Source organism: Arthrobacter crystallopoietes, assembly GCF_017603825.1.
Lineage (GTDB): Bacteria > Actinomycetota > Actinomycetes > Actinomycetales > Micrococcaceae > Crystallibacter > Crystallibacter crystallopoietes_B.
Genome location: NZ_CP072014.1, coordinates 3,236,642 through 3,260,104, shown reverse-complemented (window position 1 = coordinate 3,260,104; position 23,463 = coordinate 3,236,642). Strand labels below are relative to the sequence as shown.

Annotated in this window: 24 protein-coding genes and 1 tRNA gene; 8 read left to right on the top strand and 17 right to left on the bottom strand. The window is 62.2% G+C overall.

Annotation, left to right across the window (positions count from 1 at the left end; translation table 11 throughout):
- Window position 1: 1 nt before the first annotated feature.
- The 8 genes from prcA to J5251_RS14880 all read right to left on the bottom strand — a co-directional run bounded on the left by prcA (window position 2) and on the right by J5251_RS14880 (window position 8,378).
- Window positions 2–724: a proteasome subunit alpha gene (prcA, locus tag J5251_RS14915; RefSeq protein ID WP_139003526.1), complete on the bottom strand. Its 723-nt coding sequence runs from the start codon at window positions 722–724 to the stop codon at window positions 2–4.
- Window positions 725–727: 3 nt separating this feature from the next.
- Window positions 728–1,567, bottom strand: coding sequence for a proteasome subunit beta (gene prcB / locus J5251_RS14910; protein WP_139003527.1), 840 nt, complete (start codon window positions 1,565–1,567; stop codon window positions 728–730).
- Window positions 1,568–1,570: 3 nt separating this feature from the next.
- The gene (locus J5251_RS14905; RefSeq protein WP_208574461.1) at window positions 1,571–1,777 is read right to left on the bottom strand and encodes a ubiquitin-like protein Pup; all 207 of its coding nucleotides are present in this window, start codon (window positions 1,775–1,777) and stop codon (window positions 1,571–1,573) included.
- Window positions 1,778–1,822: 45 nt separating this feature from the next.
- On the bottom strand, window positions 1,823–3,427 hold the full coding sequence (gene dop / locus J5251_RS14900; protein WP_139003798.1) for a depupylase/deamidase Dop: 1,605 nt from the start codon (window positions 3,425–3,427) through the stop codon (window positions 1,823–1,825).
- Between the two features lie 14 nt (window positions 3,428–3,441).
- The gene (gene arc / locus J5251_RS14895; protein ID WP_139003529.1) at window positions 3,442–5,190 is read right to left on the bottom strand and encodes a proteasome ATPase; all 1,749 of its coding nucleotides are present in this window, start codon (window positions 5,188–5,190) and stop codon (window positions 3,442–3,444) included.
- Window positions 5,191–5,327: 137 nt separating this feature from the next.
- Window positions 5,328–6,392 carry a tRNA (adenine-N1)-methyltransferase gene (locus tag J5251_RS14890; RefSeq protein ID WP_208574459.1) on the bottom strand — a complete coding sequence of 355 codons (1,065 nt, stop codon included), beginning with the start codon at window positions 6,390–6,392 and terminating at the stop codon, window positions 5,328–5,330.
- Between the two features lie 61 nt (window positions 6,393–6,453).
- Entirely contained in the window at window positions 6,454–7,632 is a 1,179-nt protein-coding gene (locus J5251_RS14885; protein ID WP_244250958.1) for a site-2 protease family protein, read from the bottom strand.
- A 2-nt stretch (window positions 7,633–7,634) separates the two neighbouring features.
- On the bottom strand, window positions 7,635–8,378 hold the full coding sequence (locus tag J5251_RS14880) for an HAD family hydrolase (protein WP_208574457.1): 744 nt from the start codon (window positions 8,376–8,378) through the stop codon (window positions 7,635–7,637).
- A gap of 124 nt (window positions 8,379–8,502) precedes the next feature.
- On the opposite strand from J5251_RS14880, the gene J5251_RS14875 reads away from it, so the two are divergent.
- Window positions 8,503–9,384, top strand: a complete 882-nt coding sequence (locus J5251_RS14875) for a PAC2 family protein (protein ID WP_139003800.1) — start codon at window positions 8,503–8,505, stop codon at window positions 9,382–9,384.
- Between the two features lie 47 nt (window positions 9,385–9,431).
- Here J5251_RS14875 and mshC read toward each other — a convergent pair whose 3' ends face one another.
- Together mshC and J5251_RS14865 are read right to left on the bottom strand one after the other, a co-directional pair.
- Window positions 9,432–10,694: a cysteine--1-D-myo-inosityl 2-amino-2-deoxy-alpha-D-glucopyranoside ligase gene (mshC, locus tag J5251_RS14870; RefSeq protein WP_208574455.1), complete on the bottom strand. Its 1,263-nt coding sequence runs from the start codon at window positions 10,692–10,694 to the stop codon at window positions 9,432–9,434.
- A 61-nt stretch (window positions 10,695–10,755) separates the two neighbouring features.
- Entirely contained in the window at window positions 10,756–11,580 is an 825-nt protein-coding gene (locus J5251_RS14865) for an undecaprenyl-diphosphate phosphatase (protein WP_208574453.1), read from the bottom strand.
- A 153-nt stretch (window positions 11,581–11,733) separates the two neighbouring features.
- Between J5251_RS14865 and J5251_RS14860 the strand changes: the two genes are divergently transcribed.
- On the top strand, window positions 11,734–12,666 hold the full coding sequence (locus tag J5251_RS14860) for an aldo/keto reductase (RefSeq protein WP_139003534.1): 933 nt from the start codon (window positions 11,734–11,736) through the stop codon (window positions 12,664–12,666).
- A gap of 30 nt (window positions 12,667–12,696) precedes the next feature.
- Here the strand turns inward: J5251_RS14860 and J5251_RS14855 are convergent, their stop codons facing one another.
- Window positions 12,697–12,984, bottom strand: coding sequence for a hypothetical protein (locus J5251_RS14855; RefSeq protein ID WP_139003535.1), 288 nt, complete (start codon window positions 12,982–12,984; stop codon window positions 12,697–12,699).
- Window positions 12,985–13,036: 52 nt separating this feature from the next.
- Here J5251_RS14855 and J5251_RS14850 point away from each other — a divergent pair, with 52 nt between their 5' ends.
- On the top strand, window positions 13,037–13,270 hold the full coding sequence (locus J5251_RS14850) for a DUF5703 family protein (protein ID WP_139003536.1): 234 nt from the start codon (window positions 13,037–13,039) through the stop codon (window positions 13,268–13,270).
- Between the two features lie 15 nt (window positions 13,271–13,285).
- On the opposite strand, the gene J5251_RS14845 is transcribed toward J5251_RS14850, so the two are convergent.
- Window positions 13,286–14,443, bottom strand: coding sequence for an acyl-CoA dehydrogenase family protein (locus tag J5251_RS14845; protein WP_139003537.1), 1,158 nt, complete (start codon window positions 14,441–14,443; stop codon window positions 13,286–13,288).
- Between the two features lie 14 nt (window positions 14,444–14,457).
- Window positions 14,458–15,762: a M20/M25/M40 family metallo-hydrolase gene (locus J5251_RS14840; protein WP_208574451.1), complete on the bottom strand. Its 1,305-nt coding sequence runs from the start codon at window positions 15,760–15,762 to the stop codon at window positions 14,458–14,460.
- Between the two features lie 196 nt (window positions 15,763–15,958).
- On the opposite strand from J5251_RS14840, the gene J5251_RS14835 reads away from it, so the two are divergent.
- Window positions 15,959–16,042 (top strand) — tRNA-Leu (locus J5251_RS14835).
- Between the two features lie 308 nt (window positions 16,043–16,350).
- Here the strand turns inward: J5251_RS14835 and J5251_RS14830 are convergent.
- A complete protein-coding gene (locus tag J5251_RS14830) occupies window positions 16,351–16,677 on the bottom strand; it encodes a hypothetical protein (protein WP_208574449.1) in 327 nt (108 codons plus the stop codon).
- A gap of 74 nt (window positions 16,678–16,751) precedes the next feature.
- Here J5251_RS14830 and J5251_RS14825 point away from each other — a divergent pair, with 74 nt between their 5' ends.
- The 4 genes from J5251_RS14825 to J5251_RS14810 all read left to right on the top strand — a co-directional run bounded on the left by J5251_RS14825 (window position 16,752) and on the right by J5251_RS14810 (window position 20,509).
- Complete coding sequence (locus tag J5251_RS14825) at window positions 16,752–17,228, top strand: PGPGW domain-containing protein (protein WP_139003540.1); 477 nt, start codon at window positions 16,752–16,754, stop codon at window positions 17,226–17,228.
- An 824-nt stretch (window positions 17,229–18,052) separates the two neighbouring features.
- Window positions 18,053–19,612 carry a hypothetical protein gene (locus tag J5251_RS14820; RefSeq protein ID WP_208574447.1) on the top strand — a complete coding sequence of 520 codons (1,560 nt, stop codon included), beginning with the start codon at window positions 18,053–18,055 and terminating at the stop codon, window positions 19,610–19,612.
- A 10-nt stretch (window positions 19,613–19,622) separates the two neighbouring features.
- Window positions 19,623–20,120: a hypothetical protein gene (locus J5251_RS14815; RefSeq protein ID WP_139003542.1), complete on the top strand. Its 498-nt coding sequence runs from the start codon at window positions 19,623–19,625 to the stop codon at window positions 20,118–20,120.
- Between the two features lie 8 nt (window positions 20,121–20,128).
- On the top strand, window positions 20,129–20,509 hold the full coding sequence (locus J5251_RS14810; protein ID WP_139003543.1) for a hypothetical protein: 381 nt from the start codon (window positions 20,129–20,131) through the stop codon (window positions 20,507–20,509).
- Between the two features lie 659 nt (window positions 20,510–21,168).
- Here the strand turns inward: J5251_RS14810 and J5251_RS14805 are convergent.
- The 3 genes from J5251_RS14805 to J5251_RS14795 form a co-directional block, all read right to left on the bottom strand.
- On the bottom strand, window positions 21,169–21,459 hold the full coding sequence (locus J5251_RS14805) for a hypothetical protein (protein ID WP_139003544.1): 291 nt from the start codon (window positions 21,457–21,459) through the stop codon (window positions 21,169–21,171).
- A gap of 262 nt (window positions 21,460–21,721) precedes the next feature.
- Window positions 21,722–21,880 (bottom strand): hypothetical protein, encoded by a 159-nt coding sequence (locus J5251_RS14800; protein WP_171059239.1) that lies wholly within the window; start codon window positions 21,878–21,880, stop codon window positions 21,722–21,724.
- A gap of 409 nt (window positions 21,881–22,289) precedes the next feature.
- Window positions 22,290–23,432, bottom strand: coding sequence for an acyl-protein synthetase (locus tag J5251_RS14795; protein WP_139003545.1), 1,143 nt, complete (start codon window positions 23,430–23,432; stop codon window positions 22,290–22,292).
- Window positions 23,433–23,463 lie beyond the last annotated feature (31 nt).

The window sequence follows — 23,463 nt, the reverse complement described above, 5'->3', positions numbered from 1 at the left end:
GTCAGTCCCCCAAAATATCCGTCACCTCTGCAATGGACAGCCGCCGGAAAGCCCGGCGGTTGCCGCGGCTGGACATTGGGTCCCGGTCAAGGACCGCTACTTCCAGCATTTCCGGGCCGAGCCGGCGCTGGCCGGGTGCCCGTCCGTTGTCAGGAATGTGGCCTTCCAACGCTCCCGCAGCCGCGCGGATGACCCCGGCATAGTCCTGACCCGCATCCCAGTTCGACCGCAGTGTTTCATTCACCGCGTCGATCTCGCCGCCCATGACCACGAAATCCGGCTCGTCCGCAATGGAACCGTCGAACGTCAACCGGTAAAGATGATCTTCCTCTTGCCGAAGTCCTACCTCGGCCACGGCAAGCTCCACTTCGAAGGGTTTGCTGTCGGCGGTGAATACGGCGCCCAAGCTCTGCGCGTAGACGCTGGCGAGACCGCGTGCGGTGACATCCTCCCGATCGTAGGAATAGCCCCGCACATCGGCGTACCGAACTCCTGCCTGGCGCAGGCTTTCGAACTCGTTGTATTTGCCAACGGCGGCGAACGCGATCCTGTCGTAAATTTCGCCGATCTTGTGCAGCGACGGGGACGGGTTCTCGGCGACCAGGGCGATCCCCTCGCTGCAGCTGAGCACTACGACGGAGCGACCGCGGGCGATACCCTTCCGGGCGAAATCCGCCCGGTCTTTCATCAGTTGTTCCGGCGAGACATAGAATTGTTGAGTCATGGTCTATGCCTCCCGTCCGGCCACGGCGCGCGAAGCGATTACAGCTTCGGCGGCGGCGGCAAGTACGCGTTCCGGGATGCGCTTCGCTCCGGCCGAATTTACTGCGTAGACCACCGGCCACAGCTGCCGAACCACATCCGGTCCGCCGGTTGCGGAGTCGTCGTCGGCAGCGTCATACAACGATTCCACCGCGACAGACACGGCGCGGTCCTCGTCCATATTGGGTTTCCAGAGCTTTTTCAATGCTCCGCGGGCGAAAACGGACCCGGAACCCACGGAGTGGTGTTCGAGTTCCTCATAACGCCCGCCGGTCACGTCGTAGGAAAAGAGCCGGCCCGTATGACGGTCTGTATCGAACCCTGCAAACAGAGGTATCACGGCCAGGCCCTGCATCGCCATCGGCAGGTTGCTTCGGATCATGGCACCCAGCCGGTTTGCCTTGCCTTCCAGGCTCAGCAACGTGCCTTCGATCTTCTCGTAGTGCTCCAGCTCTACCTGGAAGAGACGCGTGACGTCCAGAGCGATACCGGCCGTACCGGCGATGCCCAAAACTGAGTAATTATCAGCAGGAAAGACCTTCTCGATGTGCCGGCTGGCAATCATATTTCCCATGGTTGCCCGCCGATCGCCGGCCATGATCACGCCCCCGGCGTAAGTCATGGCAACGATCGTCGTAGCATGCGGCGCCAGGTGTTCGGCATTCGAGCTTATCCCGGTCGCCGAACCACGCACTCCGGGCAGCAGATCAGGAGCACTGCGGGACAGGTACTCTGAGAATGACGCCGTAGCCGCATGGGAAATCTGGGAAAATGTGGAACTATGTCCGCCAGCCGGCAAGTTCATGGGCTACTGTCCGCCCTTCTGGACAAAACCGCGCACAAACTCCTCCGCGTTTTGCTCAAGGACACCATCGATTTCGTCGAGCAGATCGTCCGTGCCTTCGGTTTCCGCCTGTCCGGCCGCAGCAGGGGCGGGCTCAGGTTTCCCGGGCGCCTCGTCGTATTCTTCTTCCTGAGTACGGCCTTCTACGTTCTTGCGGTCCTGCGTTGCCATGACTGCCTCCTTGGTCAGATTCGATGGCTATTGAGTTCTTATTCTTTATGTTGCCACGTCAGGGGCGCTTTCCGGCCCGAGCAGCGCCGAAATAAATTCTTCGGCTGAAGCGGCCTGATCGAAGAGCGGCCCGGTGAGCTCGCGCGTGCCACGCAAGGGCTCTCGGGTGGGGATCCGCTGTAGACGCCGGCGGCTCGGCAGATCGAAAATGACCGAATCCCAACTCGCACCGACCACTTCCTTGGGGAAACGCTCGATGCACTTGCCGCGGAAGTAGGCCCGGGTATCCGACGGCGGCTCATGCACTGCCTCTGCTATTTCCGCATCCGTCAGAAGCCGCTCCATCTTTCCCCGCTGGGCCAGGCGGTAATACAGTCCCTTCTCGGGCCTGACATCGGAATACTGCAGATCGATCAGTCCCAGCCGGGAATCCGACCATTCCAAACCATCGCGGTCCCGGTAAGCCTGAAGGAGCTTGAGTTTGGCGACCCAGTCCAGCTGGGAGGCGGCCTCCATAGGATCGCGCCGCAGCGTCGACAGCAGCGCCCCCCACCGTGCCAGGACGTCGACCGTTTGCCCCTGGTCCGTACCGTGTCTGCGGCAGTGCGCCACTGCCGCTTCCAGATAGATTTCCTGCAGATCAAGACCCGTGACCATGGCGCCGTCCTTGAGCGCGACTTTTTGCTGCAAGGTCGGATCATGGCTAATGGCCTGCAAGGCCTGGACCGGTTCGCTCAACTGCACGTGCGGCGCCTCGCCGTGCTCGATCATGGAGAGGACCAACGCCGTAGTGCCCAGCCGAAGGTACGTGGAGACCTCGCTCAGATTCGCATCTCCAATAATGACGTGCAGCCTGCGATATTTGTCCGCAACGGCGTGCGGTTCATCCCGCGTATTGATGATGGGGCGCCGGATGGTCGTTTCCAGCCCTACTTCCGCTTCGAAGAAGTCTGCCCGCTGGCTGATCTGGAAGCCCCGATGCCGGCCCGTCATGCCCAGGCCTACCCTGCCCGAGCCGCAAATGACCTGACGGGAGACGAAAAACGGAATCAGCCCGGTCACTATTTGCCCGAACGGTATGCTGCGAGGCATCAGGTAGTTTTCGTGGGCACCGTACGAGACTGCCTTGTTGTCAGTGTTGTTCTTGTAGATGTTGACCGGAGCGAAACCCGGCGTCCGCGCGATCTTCTGCAAAGCTTGAAGTACGACGACGTCACCGGCCTTGTCCCACAGCACCCCTGCCCGGGGACTGGTGACTTCCGGGCTGGAGTACTCCGGATGAGCGTGGTCGACATACAGCCTGGCACCATTGCTGAGCACCATGTTCATCAAGACACCGGAGCCGGCGGACTCTTCGGAGTAGAAGTCGTTTGAGGGCGGACGTCCGCCGGACAAGGCGATCTGCTCCGCGTCAAGGACCGGCGGCATGTCCGTTAGCTGGGACGGATCCGCGTTCTCCCGCGCCACCGACCACCCGCGGGCGTCGTGCAGAGGTTCTTCGTCGGTGTAATCCCAGCGCGTTCCCGCCAGATTTCCCATTCCGCTGCGGACGGTGGCGGCGTAGGCATTGATGATTTGGGAGGAGAGCACGGTGGAATTGGCCAGCGGATCGGTCGGAGCATGGATCCCATACTCCGTTTCCGTTCCCATCACACGATTGACGCTCACAGATACTGCCCCGTATTCGCTGTCGTCTCGATGGACTTTCCGGCTTCCTGACCGGCCTTGCCCTGGATGATGGTGCGGATGTAGGTGATCCGCTCGCCCTTCTTCCCAGAGATCCTGGCCCAATCATCCGGGTTGGTCGTGTTGGGCATGTCCTCATGCTCGCGGAACTCATCCACCACGCCGCGGAGCAAATGCTCGATCCGCAGACCCTTTTGCTGGCTGGTCAGGAGGTCCTTGATAGCGTTCTTCTTGGCCCTGTCCACCACGTTCTGGATCACGGCGCCGGAATTGAAGTCCTTGAAATAGAGCATCTCGGTGTCACCGCTGGCATAGGTGACTTCCAGATACTCCGTGGACTTCTCCGTGGCGTACATCGCTTCGACAGTGCGCTGGATCATCGCGTCCACCGTCGCCTGCCGGTCGCTGCCATGCTCCGCAAGATCCTCCACATGGATGGGAAGATCCGTGGTGATGTACTTGGCGAAGATGTCCGCCGCCGCTTCCGCGTCCGGGCGCTGGATCTTAATCTTCACGTCCAGCCGGCCGGGACGCAGGATGGCCGGGTCAATCATGTCCTCGCGGTTCGAGGCACCGATGACAATGACGTTTTCGAGCTTCTCCACGCCGTCTATCTCGCTGAGCAACTGCGGAACGATCGTCGTTTCGACGTCGGACGATACACCGGTGCCGCGGGTGCGGAAAAGCGAGTCCATTTCATCGAAGAAAACTACTACGGGGCTGCCGTCGGAAGCCTTCTCCCGGGCACGGGCGAAGATCAACCGGATGTGTCGCTCGGTCTCACCGACGTACTTGTCCAGCAGCTCGGGTCCCTTGATGTTCAGGAAGTAGCTGCGCGTTTCTTCCGTTCCGCTGCGCTCGATGGCCCGTGCTGCAAGCGAGTTCGCCACGGCCTTGGCGATCAGGGTCTTGCCGCAACCGGGAGGCCCGTAAAGCAGAATGCCTTTGGGCGCCTTGAGTCCGTGCTCGCGGTAGAGATCCGGGTAGAGGAAAGGAAGCTCAACGGCGTCGCGGATCTCGTCGATTTGGGGTCCGAGGCCGCCGATGTCCTGGTACGAAATGTCCGGGACTTCTTCCAGAATGAGGTTCTCCACCTCGCTGCGGGGGATCTTTTCGAGCGCGTAGCCGCTGCGCGCGTCGATGGAGACGGCGTCCCCGACACGAATCTTCACTTTGAGCAGGGTGCCGGAAAGTTTGACCACTCTTTCCTCGTCGGCCCGCCCGACTACCAGGGCACGGTCCGCACCGAGCAGTTCCTTGATGGTGACGAGTTCGCCGGCGCGCTCGAATCCCAAGGCCGCGATAACGGTGAGGGATTCGTTCAGGAGCACTTCCTGCCCCGGGCTCAGTTGTGCGAGGTTGATCAGCGGACTGACGGCAACACGGAGCTTGCGGCCGGACTGGATGATGTCTACGCTTTCCTGCGTGGTCGCCGTAGTGGTTGCACCTGTGCGTGGATGCTGCCGCCTATTGACCTGGGTAATGGTGGCAAAACTGAAGGGGGTTTCGCCGTCGCGTTCCAGAGCATCTTTGAGGCGGACAATCTCGGCCTTGGCAGACTCCAGCATGGAGACAAGCCGTGCGTTGTTCTGCGTGGCCGATGCCAACTGCTTGTCCAGATTCCGGATCTTGTCCCGCAGAACATTGATCTGGCGCTGTGCAACAGTCAGCTCGGTTGTCTCTCCAGCCGGTGCCGATTGATTGGTCTGGTTCTGGTCTTCGTTCATCACCGCAACCTGCTCTCTGGAATCGGGTCCCTTGGTAAGACCCTAGCCGCCGATGCCCCGAGTGCAACACTTACTTGAGAAGGAAACGCCGGAGCCTCTCGGGGAATTCCGCCGATAGCAGTATGAACGCCTAGTTGTTACTGGTCTGTAACCTGTCCGCCGCTATTGTCGGGCTGATCGGCATTTTTGAAAGCGCCGCGTTGCACAGTGGAAGCGGCGTCCTTGGCCGCACGTCTGAGCCTTTTGTCCGACACTGCCCGCTCCCCCAGCGCCTCTGTATCCCACTGCTCATCCTCAGGAGCCCAGGTTTTCAGGTCCGCTGCCGAGAATTCCGATTTGGAGGCGCGGCGCTTAGGAGTCAGCCCGGTGACGCCATCGGCCAGCCGGCGGGCAGTGAGCAGGAAGCCGGTGTGGGCGACCATCCGGTGATCCGGGCGAACTGCCAGCCCTTCCAAATGCCAGCCGCGCACCATCGACTCCCAGCCGTCGGGTTCGGTGAAGCGGCCGTCGGCTCGGATCGCTTCCGCCGTCCGCGACAGCTGCGTAACGGTTGCGACATAGCTGATCCACACCCCGCCCGGAGCCAGCACGGTTGCAACGGCGTCCAGACATTCCCACGGGGCCAGCATGTCCAGCACCACACGGTCCACACTGCCCGGAGCCTCCTGCTTGACCACTTCGTCCTGGAAGTCGCCCAGCGAGATCTGCCAGGCCGGATGTGGTCCGCCGAAAATGGTTTCGACATTTCCCCGTGCGATGTCGGCGAATTCCTCACGCCGTTCAAACGAATGCAGATAGCCCTGGTCGCCCACGGCGCGCAACAGCGAAATGCTCAGCGCGCCGGAGCCCACACCGGCTTCAACTACCCGGGCGCCGGGAAAAATATCGGCCATCGTCACAATCTGACCGGCGTCTTTGGGATATACGACGGCGGCGCCCCGCGGCATGGACAGGACGAAATCCGAGAGTAGTGGCCGCAGGGCCTGATACTTATGGCCGGTGTCATTGCTGACCACGCAGCCTTCCGGCTGGCCGATCAGAACATCGTGCGTCAGGAAGCCCTTATGGGTATGGAATGCGCCGCCGGGGGTCAGCGTAATCGTGTTCATCCGGCCCTTTTCGTCCGTGAGCTGTACGCGCTCTCCGGAGCGGAACGGGCCGCGGCGCTGGTCTGCTCCGTGCGGTGTGGTCGGTGAACTCATGTTGGTGCTACTTCCGATCGGTGGATACTGATTATCGGCTGGGATCTGGGCGGTGTGCTGGTTACGCGGCTTTGCCGGTGATGGCCCGTACAACAGTTGATTGGCTGAGCAGTCCCGTAACCCGCCCGTCAGCGTCGGTGACCGCATATTCGGTTCCGGCAAGCCCGGCCAGGTACTGCACCAGTTCCTGTCCGGCAGCCCATTCCGGTATGTAGGCACCCGGGGCCAGGGCACGGCTGACAGCGGCTGCCGGGGTGCGGGCAGCTGCAGTTGCGGGAACCTGTTCAAGCGCGTGGCCGTCGACGATCGCCTCTGGCTGGCCGGTGGCGGCTGTCAGGATCACGAATGCATGCGGCGTCCTCCGTGCTACGGCTTGCACTTGCTCCACGTTAGAGCTGGCAGGCATGCTGACAGCAGGCTTTTTGAGGGCGCCGGCGCTGACGTGCGGCAGCCGCAGCCGCAACTTGGCGTTGGTAATGGAAGCACTCGCGCCCATCCAGAGGAATCCACCCACCAGAACCATGATCACCACGACCTGAAGGTCGGGTTCGCGGCCCATGGCCAGCGGCACGCCGATGAATCCCGCCACGATGAGGATGACGATGATGCGTCCTGCCCAGCCTGCGGCCAACGTGCCCTTCTCCTGACTGCCGGTGATGCTCCAGACGGCTGACTCCACCAATCTGCCACCGTCCAGCGGCAAGCCAGGGAGGATGTTGAAGACCGCGACGAGCAGGTTGGCCCAGATGAAGATGTCTGTCAGGACCCAGGCCACGGCGTTGGCCTCCATGACAGGCATGAGCAAGGCACCAAAACCGGCCAGCGCGAAATTGGCTGCGGGTCCGGACAAGGCAACTATCAGGGACTTGCCCGGAGTGGCCTTAAAGTTTTCGAACTGGGTGTGGCCGCCCCACAGGTTGAGTACGATCTTCGCGGTCGGCCAGCCGAAGACCCGCGCGCTGAGTGCGTGGGCGAGTTCATGGAAGAGGACGGAGAGCAGCAGCAGAACGGCATAGCCGAAGGCCACCACATAGGATGCGCTGCCAAGTCCTGGGATAGCCCTGCTGACCTGGGGCCCGAAGGCGAAAACGATGAAGACAGCAATGATGAACCAGGAGTAGGCCAGCACGATGGGAACGCCGCCGATGCTGCCCAGCGGGATGCCCTCGCGGCGGGCCGGCGGTTTGGATTCAGGTGCGGAGTTGCTGGTGTCCGGGCTGTTCCCAGTGTCCGGCGACATGTTCATGCGCTTCTCCCGGCACCCTGAGTGTTGACGACATCCTGTTCCAGCAGCAGGTCCAGATCCGCCAAAGCCTTGCCTGCCAAACTTTCCCACCGGTACCGGCCCGGATGATCGGGGACCTCGACGACGTGAGGGATGGCCACCGTCACCAGTCCTGCGGCTTGGGCCGAGGTGGCACCCGGCACAGAGTCTTCAAGCGCCACTACACGTGACTTATCGAGTCCGGGGTCAGCTGCTGCGAGCTTGTCGAAGGCACGCTGGTACGGTTCCGGATTGGGTTTGCCATGCTCCACCATGTCCCCGGTGATCATGAAGCTGAAGCTGCGCGCAGGCAGCGACCGGACGACCTCTTCGGCCAGGATGGTCTCGGACATGGTTACGAGCGCTGTCGGCACCCCTGCCTCGTTAAGCTGCTTCAGCAGTTCCCTGGCCCCGGGGCGCCAAGGGATCTCGTGGCGCACCTTGGCGACGACGGCTCTCAGCAGGTGGTCGATGATCTCCCTGACGCCCAGGTCGACGCCCGCCTCCTGCAGGACTACAGCTGAAACCGGAAGGGCATTGCCGACCAGTCCGCGGCCCAGCTCGTCAGTCCAGACACCGCCGAATTGGAGGACCAGCTCCGTTTCGGCTTCGATCCAGTACGGTTCGGTGTCGACGAGGGTTCCGTCCATATCCCAGAGAACCGCCTGTACGCGCGTTGGATTTTCAGACAGCGCACCAAGGCGGTCGGGAGAAGCAGACATGCTCCAAGTCTACGGTCCCGCCGGCGCCGGGCACGCCTCCAAACACTGGCTATGCTCTACGCGAATCACTGTTCCGCTCACTGACAACTCAACGGGCTGGGTTTAGGGTGAAGAAGTGAGCACTATGGACAGTAATGAGGCACGGGGCTTGCGGCGCTTGTTCCCGAAGCCTGACGGCGGAGACGAGCGGCGGCTAACTATCATGCTCGCCGCGTTTGAAGGCTGGAATGATGCCGGCGAGGCGGCAACCGACGCAGTGAAGTACCTCAGCCGGTTGTGGGACGGTGTCAAGGTGGCCAGTATCGACCCCGACCTGTATTACGACTTCCAGTTCACCCGCCCGTTGATCCGGCGTACGGCGTCAGGGGACCGCCGGATCAAATGGCCCACCACCAAGCTGACCCGTTGCAGCGTTCCGGATACCGACATAGACATTGTGTTCGTGCACGGTGTCGAACCGTCATACCGCTGGCGGGCGTACACCGCCGAGTTGCTCGCCCATGCCACTGAACTCGACGTCGATTGCCTTGTACTGGTCGGGGCGTTGCTGGCCGATGTTCCGCACAGTCGGCCCATTCCCGTGACTATCACCAGCGAAGATGACACGGTTCGGGAATCCCTGAATACGGAAGCCAGCCAGTACGAGGGTCCGACCGGGATCGTCGGAGTGCTTGCTGAAGTCGCCTCACTGGCAGGAATCCCCACCCTGTCCCTCTGGGCAGCGGTGCCCCATTATGTCGGGCAGTCCCCCTCCCCCAAGGCTGAGCTGGCGATTTTGCAAGGCCTGGAAGATATTCTGCAGGTTCCGCTCGATACCGCCGTACTGACCGAGGAGGCCGAGGCATGGGAGCGCGGCGTCAACGAACTGGCCACGGAAGATCCGGAAGTTGCCGCTTACGTCCGGCAGCTTGAAGAGGCAAAGGACACGGCGGATCTGCCGGAGGCGACCGGCGAATCCATTGCCCGTGAATTCGAGCGCTACCTGAAAAAGCGCCGGAAGGAGTAGCCGGGCGGCAGCCAAAAGGCTCCGCCCGGCTGGCATTAGCGGTAGCGCTAGAGGACGATGCCGAGCAACGCGTCGAGCACCTTGGCGACGGGCGATCCGGCGGCCGCTTCAGCCTGGCTGCTGCCGCTGGGCGAGGCCGCAGCCCAGGCATCCACCGCGGCCAGCGCCGCAGGTGCATCCAGGTCCTCTGCCAAGGCCGCTCGGATCCTGTCGGCCAATGCGGCGGCCGATTGCTCATCCGAGGTGCCTGCGGCGGCCCGCCAACGCGCCAGCCGTTCGGTTCCAGCCTGCAGCAGGTCATCGGTCCAGAACCAGTCGCTGCGGTAATGCTGGCCCAGCAGCACGGTACGGATGGCGGACGGGTCCACGCCCTCCGACCGAAGCTTCGACACGAGCACCAGGTTGCCCTTGGACTTGCTCATTTTTTCGCCGTCCAGGCCCACCATGCCGGCATGCACGAAGTGGCGTGCGAGTGCCGTTCCGGTCAAGGCATATGCATGCCCGGCGCTCATTTCGTGGTGCGGGAAGCTCAGGTCCGAGCCGCCGCCTTGGATATCGAAGGTTTCCGGCAGGAACTTCCGGGCAATGATGGAACACTCGATATGCCATCCGGGCCTGCCTTCGCCCAGCGAGCTTCCCGGCCACTTCGGCTCGCCCTCGCGGGCTACGCGCCACAGCAGAGCGTCCAAGGGATGCCGCTTGCCGGGCCGTTCAGGATCGCCGCCGCGCTCGGCGAAGAGCGGCAGCATTTCCTCCTCGGTGAGCCGCGAGGTCATGCCGTTGTGCCAGCCGTCACCGGCTGCCGCAACGGAATCGAAGTAGACGTCGCCGTCCGGTTCGCCGCCGGTGCCAGGCACGCGGTATGCCAGCCCCTCGGAGATCAGTTGCTCGATTGCCGGAATGATCCATTCGATGGACTCGACCGCGCCGATGTAGTGGTTTGGCGGCAGCACATTGAGTGCCTCCATGTCTTCGCGGAAGAGGTTGGTCTGGTCCTTGGCCAGCGCTTCCCAGTCCACGCCCGTGGCGTTAGCCCGTTCCAGCAGCGGATCGTCAATATCAGTGACGTTCTGCACGTACTGGACTTCCCGGCCGGCATCGCGCCAGTAGCGGTTGAGCAGGTCGAAACTGACATAGGTGGCGGCATGGCCCATGTGGGTGGCGTCGTAAGGGGTGATACCGCAGACATACAACGAACCGGTGGGAGCGGGATCCAGTTGGACCATCTCCCCCGCGGCCGTATCAAAGAGGGCCAGCGTGTTGCGGCCTCCGGCGATCTGAGGCACTGGGCGCGCATTCCAACCAAACAATGGCTGTTCCTTCCGGTGAGAATCACGGTCCGGCGGGACCGCCGTCGTACTTATGGCGTTGCTAGGCGTTGATGGCGCCGATACCAAGCAGGATGTACAGCAGCAACCCGAGCGCTATCCGGTACCAGACGAAGAGCTTGTAGCTGCGGGTTGAGACGTACTTGAGGAACCATCCGATGATGACGAAACCGACCACAAAGGCCACCAGCGTCGCCAGAGCGGTTTCGCCCCCACCGTACGGCCCAGGCTCGTTCCAGCTCGTAGCCAATTGGTAGAGCCCACTGGCAAATACCGCCGGAATCGCCAGCAGGAACGCGTACCGGGCGGCCGCCTCACGCGTGTAACCCATGAGGAGGCCGGCCGTGATGGTTCCGCCCGAACGTGAGACGCCCGGGATGAGCGCCAGCGCCTGGGCCAGACCGTACAGGATACCGTGCTTATAGCTGAGCTTATCCAGAGTCCGGACCTGCTTGCCGATTGTGTCGGCGATGGCCAGGAACAACCCGAAGACGATCAGCATGGTCGCCACGATCCACAGGCTCCGGAAGGTCCCTTCGATCTGGTCCTCGAACAGCAGGCCGAGCACACCGATGGGGACGGAGCCGATTATGATCAGCCAGCCCATTCGGGCATCCGGGTTGTTCCGTGGCACCTTCCCTGTCAGGGAGCCGAACCAGGACTTCACGATCTGGACGATGTCTTTCCAGAAATAGACCAGGACTGCGGTCTCCGTGCCCAGCTGCGTGATGGCGGTAAACGCGGCGCCGGGATCCGAGGCGCCGGGCAGGAGTTCACCCGCAACGCGCAGATGTGCGCTGGAGGAAATCGGGAGGAATTCGGTCAGGCCCTGGATGAGTCCCAGAAAGGCCGCTTCTAGCCAAGTCACAACTTAGACCTTAAAGCACGACCACGGCTGCGGCAGAACTGGACACAGCAGCCGTGACAAAGATCCTCCTACGGTATGAGCTACCTACCACATGCGCGACTCATGCGCGGGTCAGTTCCCGGCTGCGGCGTGGCAGGCCGTAGGCTTTTGCCCATGGAGCAGAATCGGTTAGGTCAAAGTGGGCTGAAAGTACCGCGCCTGTCGTTAGGCACCATGACATGGGGCCAGGAGACGGACGAAGAGAGCGCGGCAACGATGCTTCGCTCCTATCTGGATGCAGGAGGCACGCTGCTCGATACTGCGGCCGCTTACGCCGAAGGCGGCAGCGAAGCGATCATCGGTGCGTTTCTGGGCGAGCTGGTCCCCCGCCAGGAAGTAACTGTGGTTTCCAAGGCGGGGATGGTCCGCCGCGACGGTGCAAGGGAAGTGGACACCTCCCGGGGCGCAATGCTGCGTTCTCTCGACGCCAGCCTGGCGCGTCTGGGCACGGACTATCTCGACGTATGGCTGGCACATGTCTGGGACGACAACGCGCCCCTGGAGGAAACGCTTTCCGCCCTGGAGTTCGCCGTGTCTTCCGGCCGCGCACGCTATGTGGGAGTTTCCAATTACTCGGGCTGGCAACTGGCCCGGGCCGTGTCTCTGAGTGCCGTCCCGCTGGTGGCCGTGCAGTGCGAATACTCGTTACTCCAGCGAACGGCAGAACGGGAAGTTATCCCGGCGGCGCGGGCTTTGGGGACCGGAGTTATGGCCTGGTCCCCCCTTGGCCGCGGGGTGCTGACAGGCAAGTACCGGAACGGCACACCGGCGGACTCGCGGGGGGCCTCCGAAAACAGAGCGGGCTTCGTGGAACCTTATCTTGCCGGAAGGCCCGCCAGAATCGCCGAGGCGCTGGCAACCGCAGCCCGTGGCCTGGATGTACAGCCGCTTGAACTTGCCCTGGGCTGGACGCTGGAACAACCCGGCATTGAGACTGCCGTGATCGGTCCACGGACACCCGGCCAGCTGGAACAGATCCTCAAGGCTGCCCCGAAGAGCATCCCGCCGGAGATCGCTTCTGCGCTCGACGATATCTCGGTACCGTAGTACCTATATAGGAATGCAGCTGCGGGAGGCCTACTTTTCCTCAATTTCCAGATCGTCGTCGAAGGGGTCCATGACCTCTTCATAGTCCTCACCGGCGTCGTCGTCCTCGTCTTCGGACTCGTCGTAAATGACCAGCGGCGTAACTTCGCCGTACGCGTCGTAGAGTGCGTCTTCATAGGCTTCGAAGGTTTCCATAATGGAGGAGAATGCGGCCTCCACCGCAGGATCATCCTCACCGCGCCGGCTGGCGGATGCGGCAAGATGTTCCTCAAGGGCAGCTGTAAACGACTGGAGTGCGACACGCGGATCAATTGCCATGTAGTAGACGTTAGCTGTTGTGGGAAGAATAAGTGAAGAGATTGGAGGGCCAATGAGAGAACAAATTAGCAGCGGCTCCATCCAGCGCGAACGCGACCACCTCCGCCAGTACGAATATCTTGTCCTGACTGTCAATAAGGGCGAATCTGTCAAGGAGGCCCGCCGGGCGCTGGCTGAGCACGCCGAATACGGCAAGTGGGACCTGATCCGGACCCGCTTCTACATGGGCGGTAGCCGCAAGTACTGGATGCGGCGGAAAGTCCTGCGCGTCGAGGCCACCGTCTGACTTGTCCCCCGGGGCCTAGTCCTCGATAGGGCCAAGCCAGGCGTTGGCCACCGTGCCGTGCGCTGATTCGTCGTCCGAGGGGTGGTAAAGCCCGGCCAGCACATCCCGGTACAGGCGCTCCAGTTCGCTGCCGCGGAAATACCCGCCGCCCCCGGAGACCCTTACCGCGTGCTCGACAACGCGCTTTGCCGTTTCCGTCGCCCTAACCTTGACGGATGCCAGTTTGGGGAACCACATCGGCCCGTGGTCGACGAGAGCGTCGACATCCCGGGCGATGGATTCCAGCTGTGGATAGAGGCCGTCCATTTCGATCGCCGCATCGGCAACGCGCCAGCGGATGTCCGGATCCTGTGCGTAGCTCTTGCCGGTCTTCAGGGATGTCCGCCGGCGGACGTTCTCCACGGCCAGCTCCACCCCTCGCATCCCGATGCCGGTGTAGACGGAGGCCAGCAGGATTTCGAAGCAACTGAAGATGCCGAAGATCAGCGGGTCCGGGTTTGGCCCGACCGGCAGCTTCCGGAAGACCCGTTCCGGCCGGGCGCGTACGCCGTCCAACACCGTCGTATTCGACTGGCTGGCGCGCATTCCCAGCGTGTTCCAATCGTCCTTGATGCGGTAGCCGGGTGCTTTCCGGTCGATGAAGGCCCAGACCAGCTGGGGCTCGTCGCCGTCGTCGTCGCGCCCGAAAGTTCCAAGCCTCGTCCATACGGGCGAGAGGCTGGTAAAGACCTTGGTTCCCGTGAAGGAATAACCGCCATCGTCCTGTGGCGTAGCGACCGTGGTGGAGTCGAACAGAACGTGATCGTTCCCGGCTTCGGAGACGCCGAACCCGAAAATCTCACCCCGGCTTGCTTCTTCGAGCACGAAGTCCAGGCTCCGGTCCCCGCGGGCCCGCATCACCTGGGCGACCCCGGTCCAGACCAGGTGCATGTTGACAGCCAATGCCGTGGCCGGGGCGGCACTGGCTAGCCGGAGCTGGGCCAGGGAGGCCTGCCGCAGGCCGTAGCCGAGCCCGCCGTTGGCATCCGGCACAAGCATCTTCAGATAGTCCGCGGCCTGAAGATCAGCGAAGTCCTCGTGGCAGAAGGAGTTGGCCTCGTCATAACCGGCCGCCCGGGAGCGGAAGGTAGCGAGCATCGCCTCCGGCAGCAACTCTTCAACTGTCTTGGTCATCGGTGCGTCCCGTGCTAGTAAGTGGTCAGCAGCCGTTGCAGCACCCGCGTACCGAACTTCAGGGAGTCCACGGGAACCCGTTCGTCCACGCCGTGGAACATGCCTGTGAAGTCCAGGTCATCGGGCAGTTGGAGCGGCGCGAACCCGTATCCGGTGATCCCGAGTCTGGCCAACGACTTGTTGTCCGTCCCGCCGGAAAGCGTGTACGGCAGAACCACTGCCTCCGGATCCTCGTGCCTGAGCGAATCCACCATTGCGTCCACGAGGTTTCCGGCGAACGGTACTTCGAGCGCCGAGTCCTGGTGGATGTAGGAGATGTCAACGTCCTGCCCCGCCAACTCCTGAATCTTGGCCAGCACCAGTTCGTCCTGGCCCGGCAGAGTCCGCGCGTCGATCCGGGCTTCGGCCAGGCCAGGTATGACGTTTTCCTTGTAACCGGCCTTCAGCACAGTCGGATTGGAAGTGTTTTGCAGCGTGGCGCCGACGAAACGTGCCACGGTCCCCAGTTCCTTGAGCAGTATGTCCGGATTGTCCGGATCGAATTCGACGCCGGTGAGTTCCGTTACGCCGTCCAGGAACCGGCGGCTCGTGTCCGTCAACTCTATGGGCCACTGATGGGCGCCGATCCGGCCCACGGCGCCTGCCAACGTGGTCACCGCGTTGTCCGTGTTAATCTGCGAACCGTGTCCAGCCCGCCCGCTGACGGCCAAGCGCAACCATGCGATGCCTTTCTCCGCCGTCTGGAGCAGGTAGGCACGTTTCCCGCCGATGTTGGCAGAGAAGCCACCTACTTCCGAAATCGCTTCCGTGGCGCCGTCGAAAAGCTCGGGTCGGTTATCTACGGCCCAACGAGCCCCGTATTTGCCGCCGGCCTCTTCATCGGCGAAGAAAGCGAAAACGATGTCCCGCTTCGGCTTGGTTCCGGTTCGGGCCATGTCGCGGGCCACGGACAAGATCATGGCATCCATGTCCTTCATGTCCACCGCTCCACGGCCCCAGATCAGACCATCCTTTTCCTCGCCGCTGAAGGGATCGACCTGCCAGTCTTCTTTCTGCGCAGGCACGACATCCAGATGTCCATGGACCACCAGTGCGTCTGCGGAAGGATCTTCCCCCGCCATGCGGGTGACGACTGAAGCACGTCCCGGAGAGGACTCGAAAATCTCCGTGGACAGACCCACTTCCTCCAGCAAGCCGGCCGCGTACTCGGCGGCTGCCCGTTCCCCGGGACCCGCATTGTCACCGAAATTAGAGGTGTCGATCCGGATCAGTTCCTGGCAAATGCGGACAACTTCATCTTGCGGACGGAGGGCAGGCATTTTCGGGCTCCTTGCAGACGGGGGTGCTTGGCTCCAGCCTAGCGATCTGCTTCCGTGGCGGCAGCCCGATGTAATGGAAACGCGCCGGAACGGGGTAGGAAAGTCCTCGATTCAACACTTCGGCCAAAACGTGTTAGAGTTTTTCTCGCTGCTTTCGAAGGAATCGGTTCGCCGAAACTGAACGAAAACACCACCTGCGCGGGTGGCGGAATGGCAGACGCGCTAGCTTGAGGTGCTAGTCCTCTTATTGAGGGTGGGGGTTCAAGTCCCCCTCCGCGCACACTGAAAAACCCCGGAAACTGAACGGTTTCCGGGGTTTTTTGTTCGCGATCAGAAACGCTGAACTAGTCCTTGCAAGGGCGTGGCACTGCTAAGGACGACTCGCTCGCGTTCACGGGCAGTGTTATTTGGGTCATGTAAGCATCACGACAACCATTGACCGTTAAAGTCACCTAATGCCTGAGGCTGTAGGAGACACAGCAGCGGCCATGCGTCGCGCCTTCCGCATGGACGTAGATAACTAACGCTGTGGCAAACACCGGCGGAACGTCGAGTACAGGGATAACCATCCCGAGCCCATAAGCTGCGTCAATTCAGCCGGTCTCGATCATGACTTCGGGCGCCCGCAGCGTGGGGATTGTCATGAAGCGGCACAAAGCGCGCGATGCGGTTCAATATGTCCACGACGAACCAAGAGACACCTATTGCAGCGACGTGCATGTCGGGGACGCCCACCTGTTTGCTGCGTTCGCCGCGCGCCTGGTTCACACTGCTGGGGACCGGCTGGGATTCATTGGTGGCTACCAGACCAGGCCGACCATGCACGGCGACGGAGAGAGCCCGCTTTACATCCGGACCGTCGAGCACAACTCCTACGTCGACCAGGGAAACCTGACGGCGATCCAAAATGCTCATAATAGGCGGACCGGGCGCCGGGTCAATTTGGGATCTTCTGCCTGCAGGCGGCCCTGCCGTGGGAAGATTTGCTCATGGGGAGAAGAGTCGATGCCATCCCGCTATGGCTGCGGCGGACCGGTGTCGAAGTGCTCGGCTGGACCCTCATCCTGGTTGGCGTGGCGATGCTCGTCTTGCCGGGCCCGGGCCTGCTCGCCATCGTGGGCGGACTGGTGGTGCTCTCGGTACACAACGCGTGGGCTAAGCATCTGGTGGCCCGTGTGAAGATCCGCACGATCAGATTGGCCATGAAGGAAGTGCAGACGTGGCCTCGCATCGTGGCCGGCGCCGTGGGCGGGCTGATGGTTGTTGTTGCAGGCATAGTATGGCTTGCCCAACCATCCCGGCCGGGCTGGTGGATGTTCGGTGAGCAGTGGTGGCTGCCCGGAGGGTGGGGCGTCGGAGTGGCCTTGATTGCCTCCGGCCTGATCGCGCTGCTCCTGCTTCTCTACTGCCTATACCGATTCGGCCGGCCACGGACGTCATCACGCCGCAGGGGCTTGGAGCTGTAGCCCGCTGGTTCGGGCAGCCCAGCCAGCGTTTCGGCGGTCGCTGCCCGCGGCATCAGCCGCTACATCACGGCTCCCCCGCGTCGAACAACCTTTCGTTCAAGACTGTGAGGTCTTCTCCGCGAGCTGCCAGTTCCACTATGCCCTGATCGGTGTTGAACCAAATGATCCTCCGCTCTTACCCAAAGGCCTCCGCTTGTCAGACCGCTGTTCCCATGGGGCGGGACGCGATTCAACAAGGAATGTGCGGGACGGGCCGACTGGGCGTTGTTCCTGGAGGCCGTTCACCTCGATGAAGTCCTGGAAGGTTATCGACTGGGGCTTTAGTGTGGCAGCCCCGGCGCCCACTGGTGTCTCAACGACCCGTAGTGACTGTTCGGATACCCGATCATGCAATCGATGATTCCGTATTCATCGATGTCCCTTGCCAAACGTTCCGCTCTCTGCCGCCGGACTTTGGGTACGAGGATGAGGACGATCAAAGACACGGCAAAGAGCACGAATATAACTCGGACCAAGAACGGAGCATCCGGCGTGAACGGTGTCGTAGTTGCCGTCGCCTGCGGCTTCTGCTGCCGAACAGCCGGCGGGGATTCCTGTCAAAACTACTGCTACGGCAGCCCCAACAATCGTCTCTTCAAGCCCAATCCCCAATCACTGTCCGTGTATCAATAAGGCCGCGGTTGACATGGCCCGCGAGAGCTGACCGGATGGGGGTTCAACGTTTCGCCAAATTGGCGATCTGCCGTCATACTTCTGCTTGGGGGCGGGTTTCGGAGATTTCGGGCATGTCTCCTTGTAGACCACCTCGTCACCCGGAGCGCCCTATGCAAACTTCCCTCCTGCGCCGGGCCGCCGCCGTGCTGCTCACCGCTTCCCTGGCCGCGGCCTCCGTCCCTGGCACAGCCTTTGCCGCACCGCCAGCCTCTATCCCGGGCACCGCCATTGCCCAGACCGCTGCTCCGCTGCCGGCGCCGAAAACCGCCACTGCTCCGGGCTATAACAGCATGACCCTCGTGTGGCCGGCCTATGGGGATGCCGGACGCTGGGAGATCCGCTACGGCACCCGGGCCGACTTCGTGGGCGCCAAGGTCGAAGAGAAGGTCAACAGCCGCTGGATCGGCGGCCTCACCAATGCCACCACCTACTACATCCAGTACCGCGCGCTCACACCGATCAAGGGCCAGCCGTGGGGAACCTGGCACCGCTCCCCCTGGTCCGCGACGCTGAAGACCATGACGGGTGCCAACTACCCTGGCGCGTTCACGCCCATCAAAACGAAGGGCGGCACGGACAGCATCACGGTCAGCTGGAACAAGACCGCCTACACCACCCACTACACGGTGCAGGTCGCCGACAACATGGCGATGACCCTGCGGCCGCGGACCTACCGGAACATCAACGGAACCAACTTCACGGTCAAGAACCTTGCCACCGGCTCCCGGTCCTCGTACCCAACGTTCATTCGCGTCCAGGCGCACAACAAGACCTTCAAGACCCGCACCTCGGCTCGGGTCACCGCGTACCCGGCAGCCCCCGCAGTCCGGGGCACGGAGACGCTGACCGTGGCCAGCCAGAACCTGCTCTGTGCCGGCTGCACGCTCTCCGGCATCAGCGTCCCGCACTGGAACACCCGCAAGATGATCCACCTGCGGACCATCAAGGCCAAGAACCCGGACGTGCTCCTCCTGCAGGAGGCCCTCAACGTGAACATCCCCGGGACCAAAAGCACCAAGGCGATGACCGACTTCCAGGGACACCTGAAAAAGGCCGGCTTCGCCCTGGACCGCACCCCGGAAAAGGCTGGCACCCGGCAGTACGTGAACCGGATCGCGTACAAAATGTCCAAGTACACGCTGCTCAAACGCGGCACCTTCGCGCTGCCCGTGGCCACGGGCGAAGATCCGCGCGGAGCCGCCTGGGCACTGCTGAAGTCGAAGAAGACCGGCAAGCAGTTCTATGTCCTCTCCTTCCATGTCTCCCCCAAACTGCCGATCAAGGGCTCCGTGTCGAAGACCTCGACGATGCAGCTGATCGAAAAGCGGATGACGGCCATCAACACCCGCAAGCTCCCGGTGTTCAGCGGCGGCGACATGAACTCCAGCTTCTACGCCACCCCATCAAACCTGCCGCACGAAGCTATGATCAAGGCCGGCTGGACCGACGCCGCCTCCTCTGCCGCCAAGACCGACTTCCTGTATCCGACGACCAACAGCTTCAAGAAGCAGCAAAAATCCACATTCGGGCGCATCGACTACATCTTCACGAAGTACATCGCCGGCACCGTCTCCTACGAGAACGTCCTGGACATCGACCGTTCCGGCCGGCTGCGCTCCACGCCGGCGTCCGACCACAACATGGTGCTGGCCAAAGTGATGCTCAGGTAGGCTCTGACGCATGTCACCCTTGGGCGCGAGGATGCGCGGGATCATGATGGCCGCGGCAGCGTTGTGTTTCGCCTGCTGCGGCGACGGCAGCGGCTCCATAGACGGAGAGTCAGTGCAGCTGGAAACCGGTCCGAACGGCGAGCTCCTGGTCGTCGACGTTTCGGCGCCAGGCGATGCCGTCATGGAAGCTGCTTTCGAGGGCAAGGTGATGGCCGACGAGGCCGGTTGCGTCATCGGGTCATGGAACCACAACGAGGTGCTCCTAAAATTTCCGCTCGGCACCCGGTTCGACGGAGCGGACATCCTGCTGCCCAACGGCAAGACCATACGGATCGGCGAGAAGGCATTCTTCGGCGGCGGATACTTCTCCGGCGAGCAGAACCGCGGCGCCACCCGTGGCGTACCGGAAAAATGCCTTAGGGACGAGACCTTCCTCATCCAGACGTACAACAATCCATCCGCCAGCAGGGAGCAAAGAGAGGGCAGCATGAAGGCCGATGACATCTGAACCGGGCAGTGGACTACGACTACCAAGGGCCGCGCGCCGAGGGCGACCGCGCGCTGTATGACCTGCTGATGCTCGACAACGTGGCCCGGAACGGGGGCCCGCTGCACGGCGTCGGCGTCCTCGACCAGGCTGAGCTGGCAGCGGCCGTGGCCGGCTACCGCTGGTTCGGGCTGGACGCGCGGGCGGGCGCCATCGAATCCGTCGCCGCCGAAGCATCGCGTATTGACCAGGAAGACCCGGACAGCCTGCCGACCGCCGCGGTGCTGGAGGAACGCGCCGACGATCTCTACTTCGGCGAGCAGGGCGGCGACCTGATCGGCCCCGCATTCGAGCAGAAGCTGGCCGAAAACCCGGACGCCTTCGCGGATCCCGCTCCAGTCGGCCCGTAACCGCACCGTCAGGGGTACCCCAGTAACGAAACACTGGGGGTTTTGGTGTAACCATCCCCGGTTGGACCGGCAAGAATAGTTACGGCAGAGAGACGGGAAGCAGTCTCGAAGCCAGCTGCAGCGATTACGTTGGGGCGGCCGCATTAGTGGCCGGGGTGGAAACACCTAGGAGCCGCGGCAGCGCAGTGAAGTGGCTTGAAGTGAGTAGGTCTGGGGAGGCCTGACTTCAGGCCACTTCGCATTTCCGAACCAGGTACTCAGCGCCGAACAGAGCCGGACACCCTCTGGCAGGTGCCGGGAGCAGGCGGCCTCCCCAAAGACCTGCCCGGGCCCCGCACCCGATGAGCCGAGACGATCCGGCCGCGGCAGTTCGACATCGCTGATTTTCGGCATATCGTTCTCGGTTGATGCTCTGGATTCGCGAAGACAACGGGCATGGGTGGAGGGCAGCGACGACGGATGAGTTCAGCATCTGGCGGGTTTAGAGGTAGCCGTAACCCGCGCTCTGCCGCGGAAGGCTTAAGGGGCGGCCCACCCGCTGCCGTGGGGGGTGTTGTCGGCATGCCGCCTCTACCAGCCACGGCAACCACGCTATGTTGCGGGGCGTGTATGCGGATCAATGGTTTGCAGAGAGACCGTCACTCTCGGTATTTCGCAGATCAGCCCTTGAGGTTGCTGATAGTAACTTCATACTCCTCTACGTCGAGAATGTCCCTCTTTTCCGCTGCGCTCAACTCAGTCCTGATCTTGTTGGCCGCTTCCCTGCTGGCAGACATGGCTTCCTCGGTCTCCCACAGGGTGATCGACAGTGCTTTGCCAGCTTCCTTGGAATTCAGAAAATAGATGCCCTTGAATCCGGGAATTTCCTGCACCTTCTTCACAACGTCATCCGCCGGGGTGTCAGTGGTCGTTTCCGGTCCGGACTTATATGTGCTGACTCTCGCGAACATTGCGTCCTCCTTGTAAATTTCGAGCAGGAGCCCGTTTGCCAGTACACGGCTGTCGAGACCTGCAGGGTCAAGGTCCGGAGCACCTGTTGTAGGACCGTAGCCCCGTGTCTCGGCCGGGGTTCCTACCATCAGTAAGGACCCCGCGCGGGGAAAGTACAAGGGTCCTTCTGAATCAAATAACAGCACTGCGGGCGTCTAAAACTGCCGTCGTAGCTGTCCCGTAAGCCCTGGGCGGTGAACTTCCAACCTTCGATGGGTCCGGTCAGATCGGTCTCCGGCTTGCCCGGCCCAGCTCATGGATCAGTTCCATTTCGGCTTCCATGAATGCCGTCATCTTGTCCGCATATTCGATCAGCTGCCGGACCTTCTCCGGTTCCAACTCGGGCGGTTCCGGCGGCGGCACCTCGGTCTTATTGGCCACTCTGCTTCATTAGCAGTCAGGCGGCGAGAGCCGGAGCCTCCGGTTGGGGACCGCAGGCTCCGGCTGGCCTCGGACGTCCCGGTGAGGGAGAGTCAGGTGCATGACCAGCGCGGTCAATGGAGCGTTTAGGCTTTTGAACGCCTGAAGGGGATCCCACCGTCCCCATTTGGACCTACCCTGAATACAGGCAGACCGAGGGCTTGCCGCACAGATCGGTACAGCACATCCATCATCACTGATCGACTAAGACGGTTGCGGGATCCGCAGCTGATATGACAATCCGGCAGGGGATGCTTTCGACCCTGCCCTTTTATAACAGGACGCTCTCACCGGGCATAAACGTTGGGGAAAACCATGAAAAAAGGAATTCTGACCGGTGTCGCGGCGACCGCGTTCGCGGCCCCGCTACTCAGGCCTTCATGAGAGCCGCCGACTCATCGTTGGCGGTAGCGCCCGAGCCGAGGTAGCGCTCGATGCTGACGGGGCAGTGGCCAAGCCCGCCGCCCTGCCCCCGACGTCGGAAATTGATGATCTGGCCGGTTCTCCCACACCCGCAGGTGCCGGTTTCGACGTCGCCCACATCGTCGGTGAGGAGGAAACCGGGATAGCTGGTGTTGAGGGAGTCCAGTACGGCGATGGAGCCGGTGCCCCCCGGAGCGAGTTCTTTGCCGATCTGGCCAGGGTCCCGGATGGAGATGTAGCACCACGGCGGGACGTGCTTGCGATGCAGGTGGCATTCGACAGCGAGCATGTTCGACTCGATCATCCCGTACATGTCGCGCACGTTCCCCGGGCGCACACCGAGCAGGTCGTGGCACCGCTCCCGAAAGCTTTCGGCAGGGATGGCCTCGGCCGTGTGCCGTTTCCAACCGCCGAGCGTGATGATCATGCTGTAGGGGTCTAAGCGCACATTGATCTTCTCCTGCTCAAGGAACCGGAGGAGCCGCTCGATGAGGAATGGCGGGCAGACGATGTGCCGGGTCATGTGGCCCTTCCACCGGCGCAGGTGCTCCAGAGCCTCCCTGGCGTCGAACGCTTGGTCGGCAACTAGGTATACGTGGTGGTCGAAGACGCTGTTCAGGATGTTGAAGTCCTTGAGCAGACCCATCTCCGAGGCTTCAGAGTCCGAAGGGTTCAAGAAAAGACCCGCGCCCCCGGACAGGCTGAAGAACTCCCGGTAGGTCCCGGTCAGGCCAACCAGTGCCCGGGTCACTGTCTCGCTGTTGCGCCGGGCAACAGACGGGACACCGCGGGTTCCGCTGGAGCTGGTCTCGGTCTCTACGTCGGCCAGTGAGCAGGTGAGAAGTACATGGGCGTCGGGACGCTTGAACAGGCCGACCGGCAAAAGGGGCAGGTCTTGCAAATCGTTGACGTCGTTGATTGCGGCGGGATCGACTCCCAACGTGTCGCACTGGACACGGTAGAAGCCGTTATGGGCTTTGTGGTAGATCGCGGCGTCCCGTAGGACGTCGGTGACCGATCTTGCCCAGTCCTCAGGGGACTGGGCATGTGCCTTGGACACATTCCCCAGCATCTGCGGTAACGAGAGCATTGTGTCACTCCTCGGTGGGTGCGAATTGATG

Coding starts and splice junctions, on each gene's coding strand:
- J5251_RS14830 (WP_208574449.1), bottom strand. CDS start 16,677: ATGAGCATTTTGGATCGCCGTCAGGTTTCCCTGGTCGACGTAGGAGTT.
- dop (WP_139003798.1), bottom strand. CDS start 3,427: ATGGGAACGGAAACGGAGTATGGGATCCATGCTCCGACCGATCCGCTG.
- J5251_RS14890 (WP_208574459.1), bottom strand. CDS start 6,392: ATGAGTTCACCGACCACACCGCACGGAGCAGACCAGCGCCGCGGCCCG.
- J5251_RS14875 (WP_139003800.1), top strand. CDS start 8,503: ATGGACAGTAATGAGGCACGGGGCTTGCGGCGCTTGTTCCCGAAGCCT.
- J5251_RS14860 (WP_139003534.1), top strand. CDS start 11,734: ATGGAGCAGAATCGGTTAGGTCAAAGTGGGCTGAAAGTACCGCGCCTG.
- J5251_RS14855 (WP_139003535.1), bottom strand. CDS start 12,984: ATGGCAATTGATCCGCGTGTCGCACTCCAGTCGTTTACAGCTGCCCTT.
- arc (WP_139003529.1), bottom strand. CDS start 5,190: ATGAACGAAGACCAGAACCAGACCAATCAATCGGCACCGGCTGGAGAG.
- J5251_RS14795 (WP_139003545.1), bottom strand. CDS start 23,432: ATGCTCTCGTTACCGCAGATGCTGGGGAATGTGTCCAAGGCACATGCC.
- J5251_RS14880 (WP_208574457.1), bottom strand. CDS start 8,378: ATGTCTGCTTCTCCCGACCGCCTTGGTGCGCTGTCTGAAAATCCAACG.
- J5251_RS14845 (WP_139003537.1), bottom strand. CDS start 14,443: ATGACCAAGACAGTTGAAGAGTTGCTGCCGGAGGCGATGCTCGCTACC.
- prcA (WP_139003526.1), bottom strand. CDS start 724: ATGACTCAACAATTCTATGTCTCGCCGGAACAACTGATGAAAGACCGG.
- prcB (WP_139003527.1), bottom strand. CDS start 1,567: ATGAACTTGCCGGCTGGCGGACATAGTTCCACATTTTCCCAGATTTCC.
- J5251_RS14805 (WP_139003544.1), bottom strand. CDS start 21,459: ATGTTCGCGAGAGTCAGCACATATAAGTCCGGACCGGAAACGACCACT.
- J5251_RS14825 (WP_139003540.1), top strand. CDS start 16,752: ATGGGGAGAAGAGTCGATGCCATCCCGCTATGGCTGCGGCGGACCGGT.
- J5251_RS14815 (WP_139003542.1), top strand. CDS start 19,623: ATGTCACCCTTGGGCGCGAGGATGCGCGGGATCATGATGGCCGCGGCA.
- J5251_RS14820 (WP_208574447.1), top strand. CDS start 18,053: ATGCAAACTTCCCTCCTGCGCCGGGCCGCCGCCGTGCTGCTCACCGCT.
- J5251_RS14885 (WP_244250958.1), bottom strand. CDS start 7,632: ATGTCGCCGGACACTGGGAACAGCCCGGACACCAGCAACTCCGCACCT.
- J5251_RS14840 (WP_208574451.1), bottom strand. CDS start 15,762: ATGCCTGCCCTCCGTCCGCAAGATGAAGTTGTCCGCATTTGCCAGGAA.
- J5251_RS14905 (WP_208574461.1), bottom strand. CDS start 1,777: ATGGCAACGCAGGACCGCAAGAACGTAGAAGGCCGTACTCAGGAAGAA.
- J5251_RS14850 (WP_139003536.1), top strand. CDS start 13,037: ATGAGAGAACAAATTAGCAGCGGCTCCATCCAGCGCGAACGCGACCAC.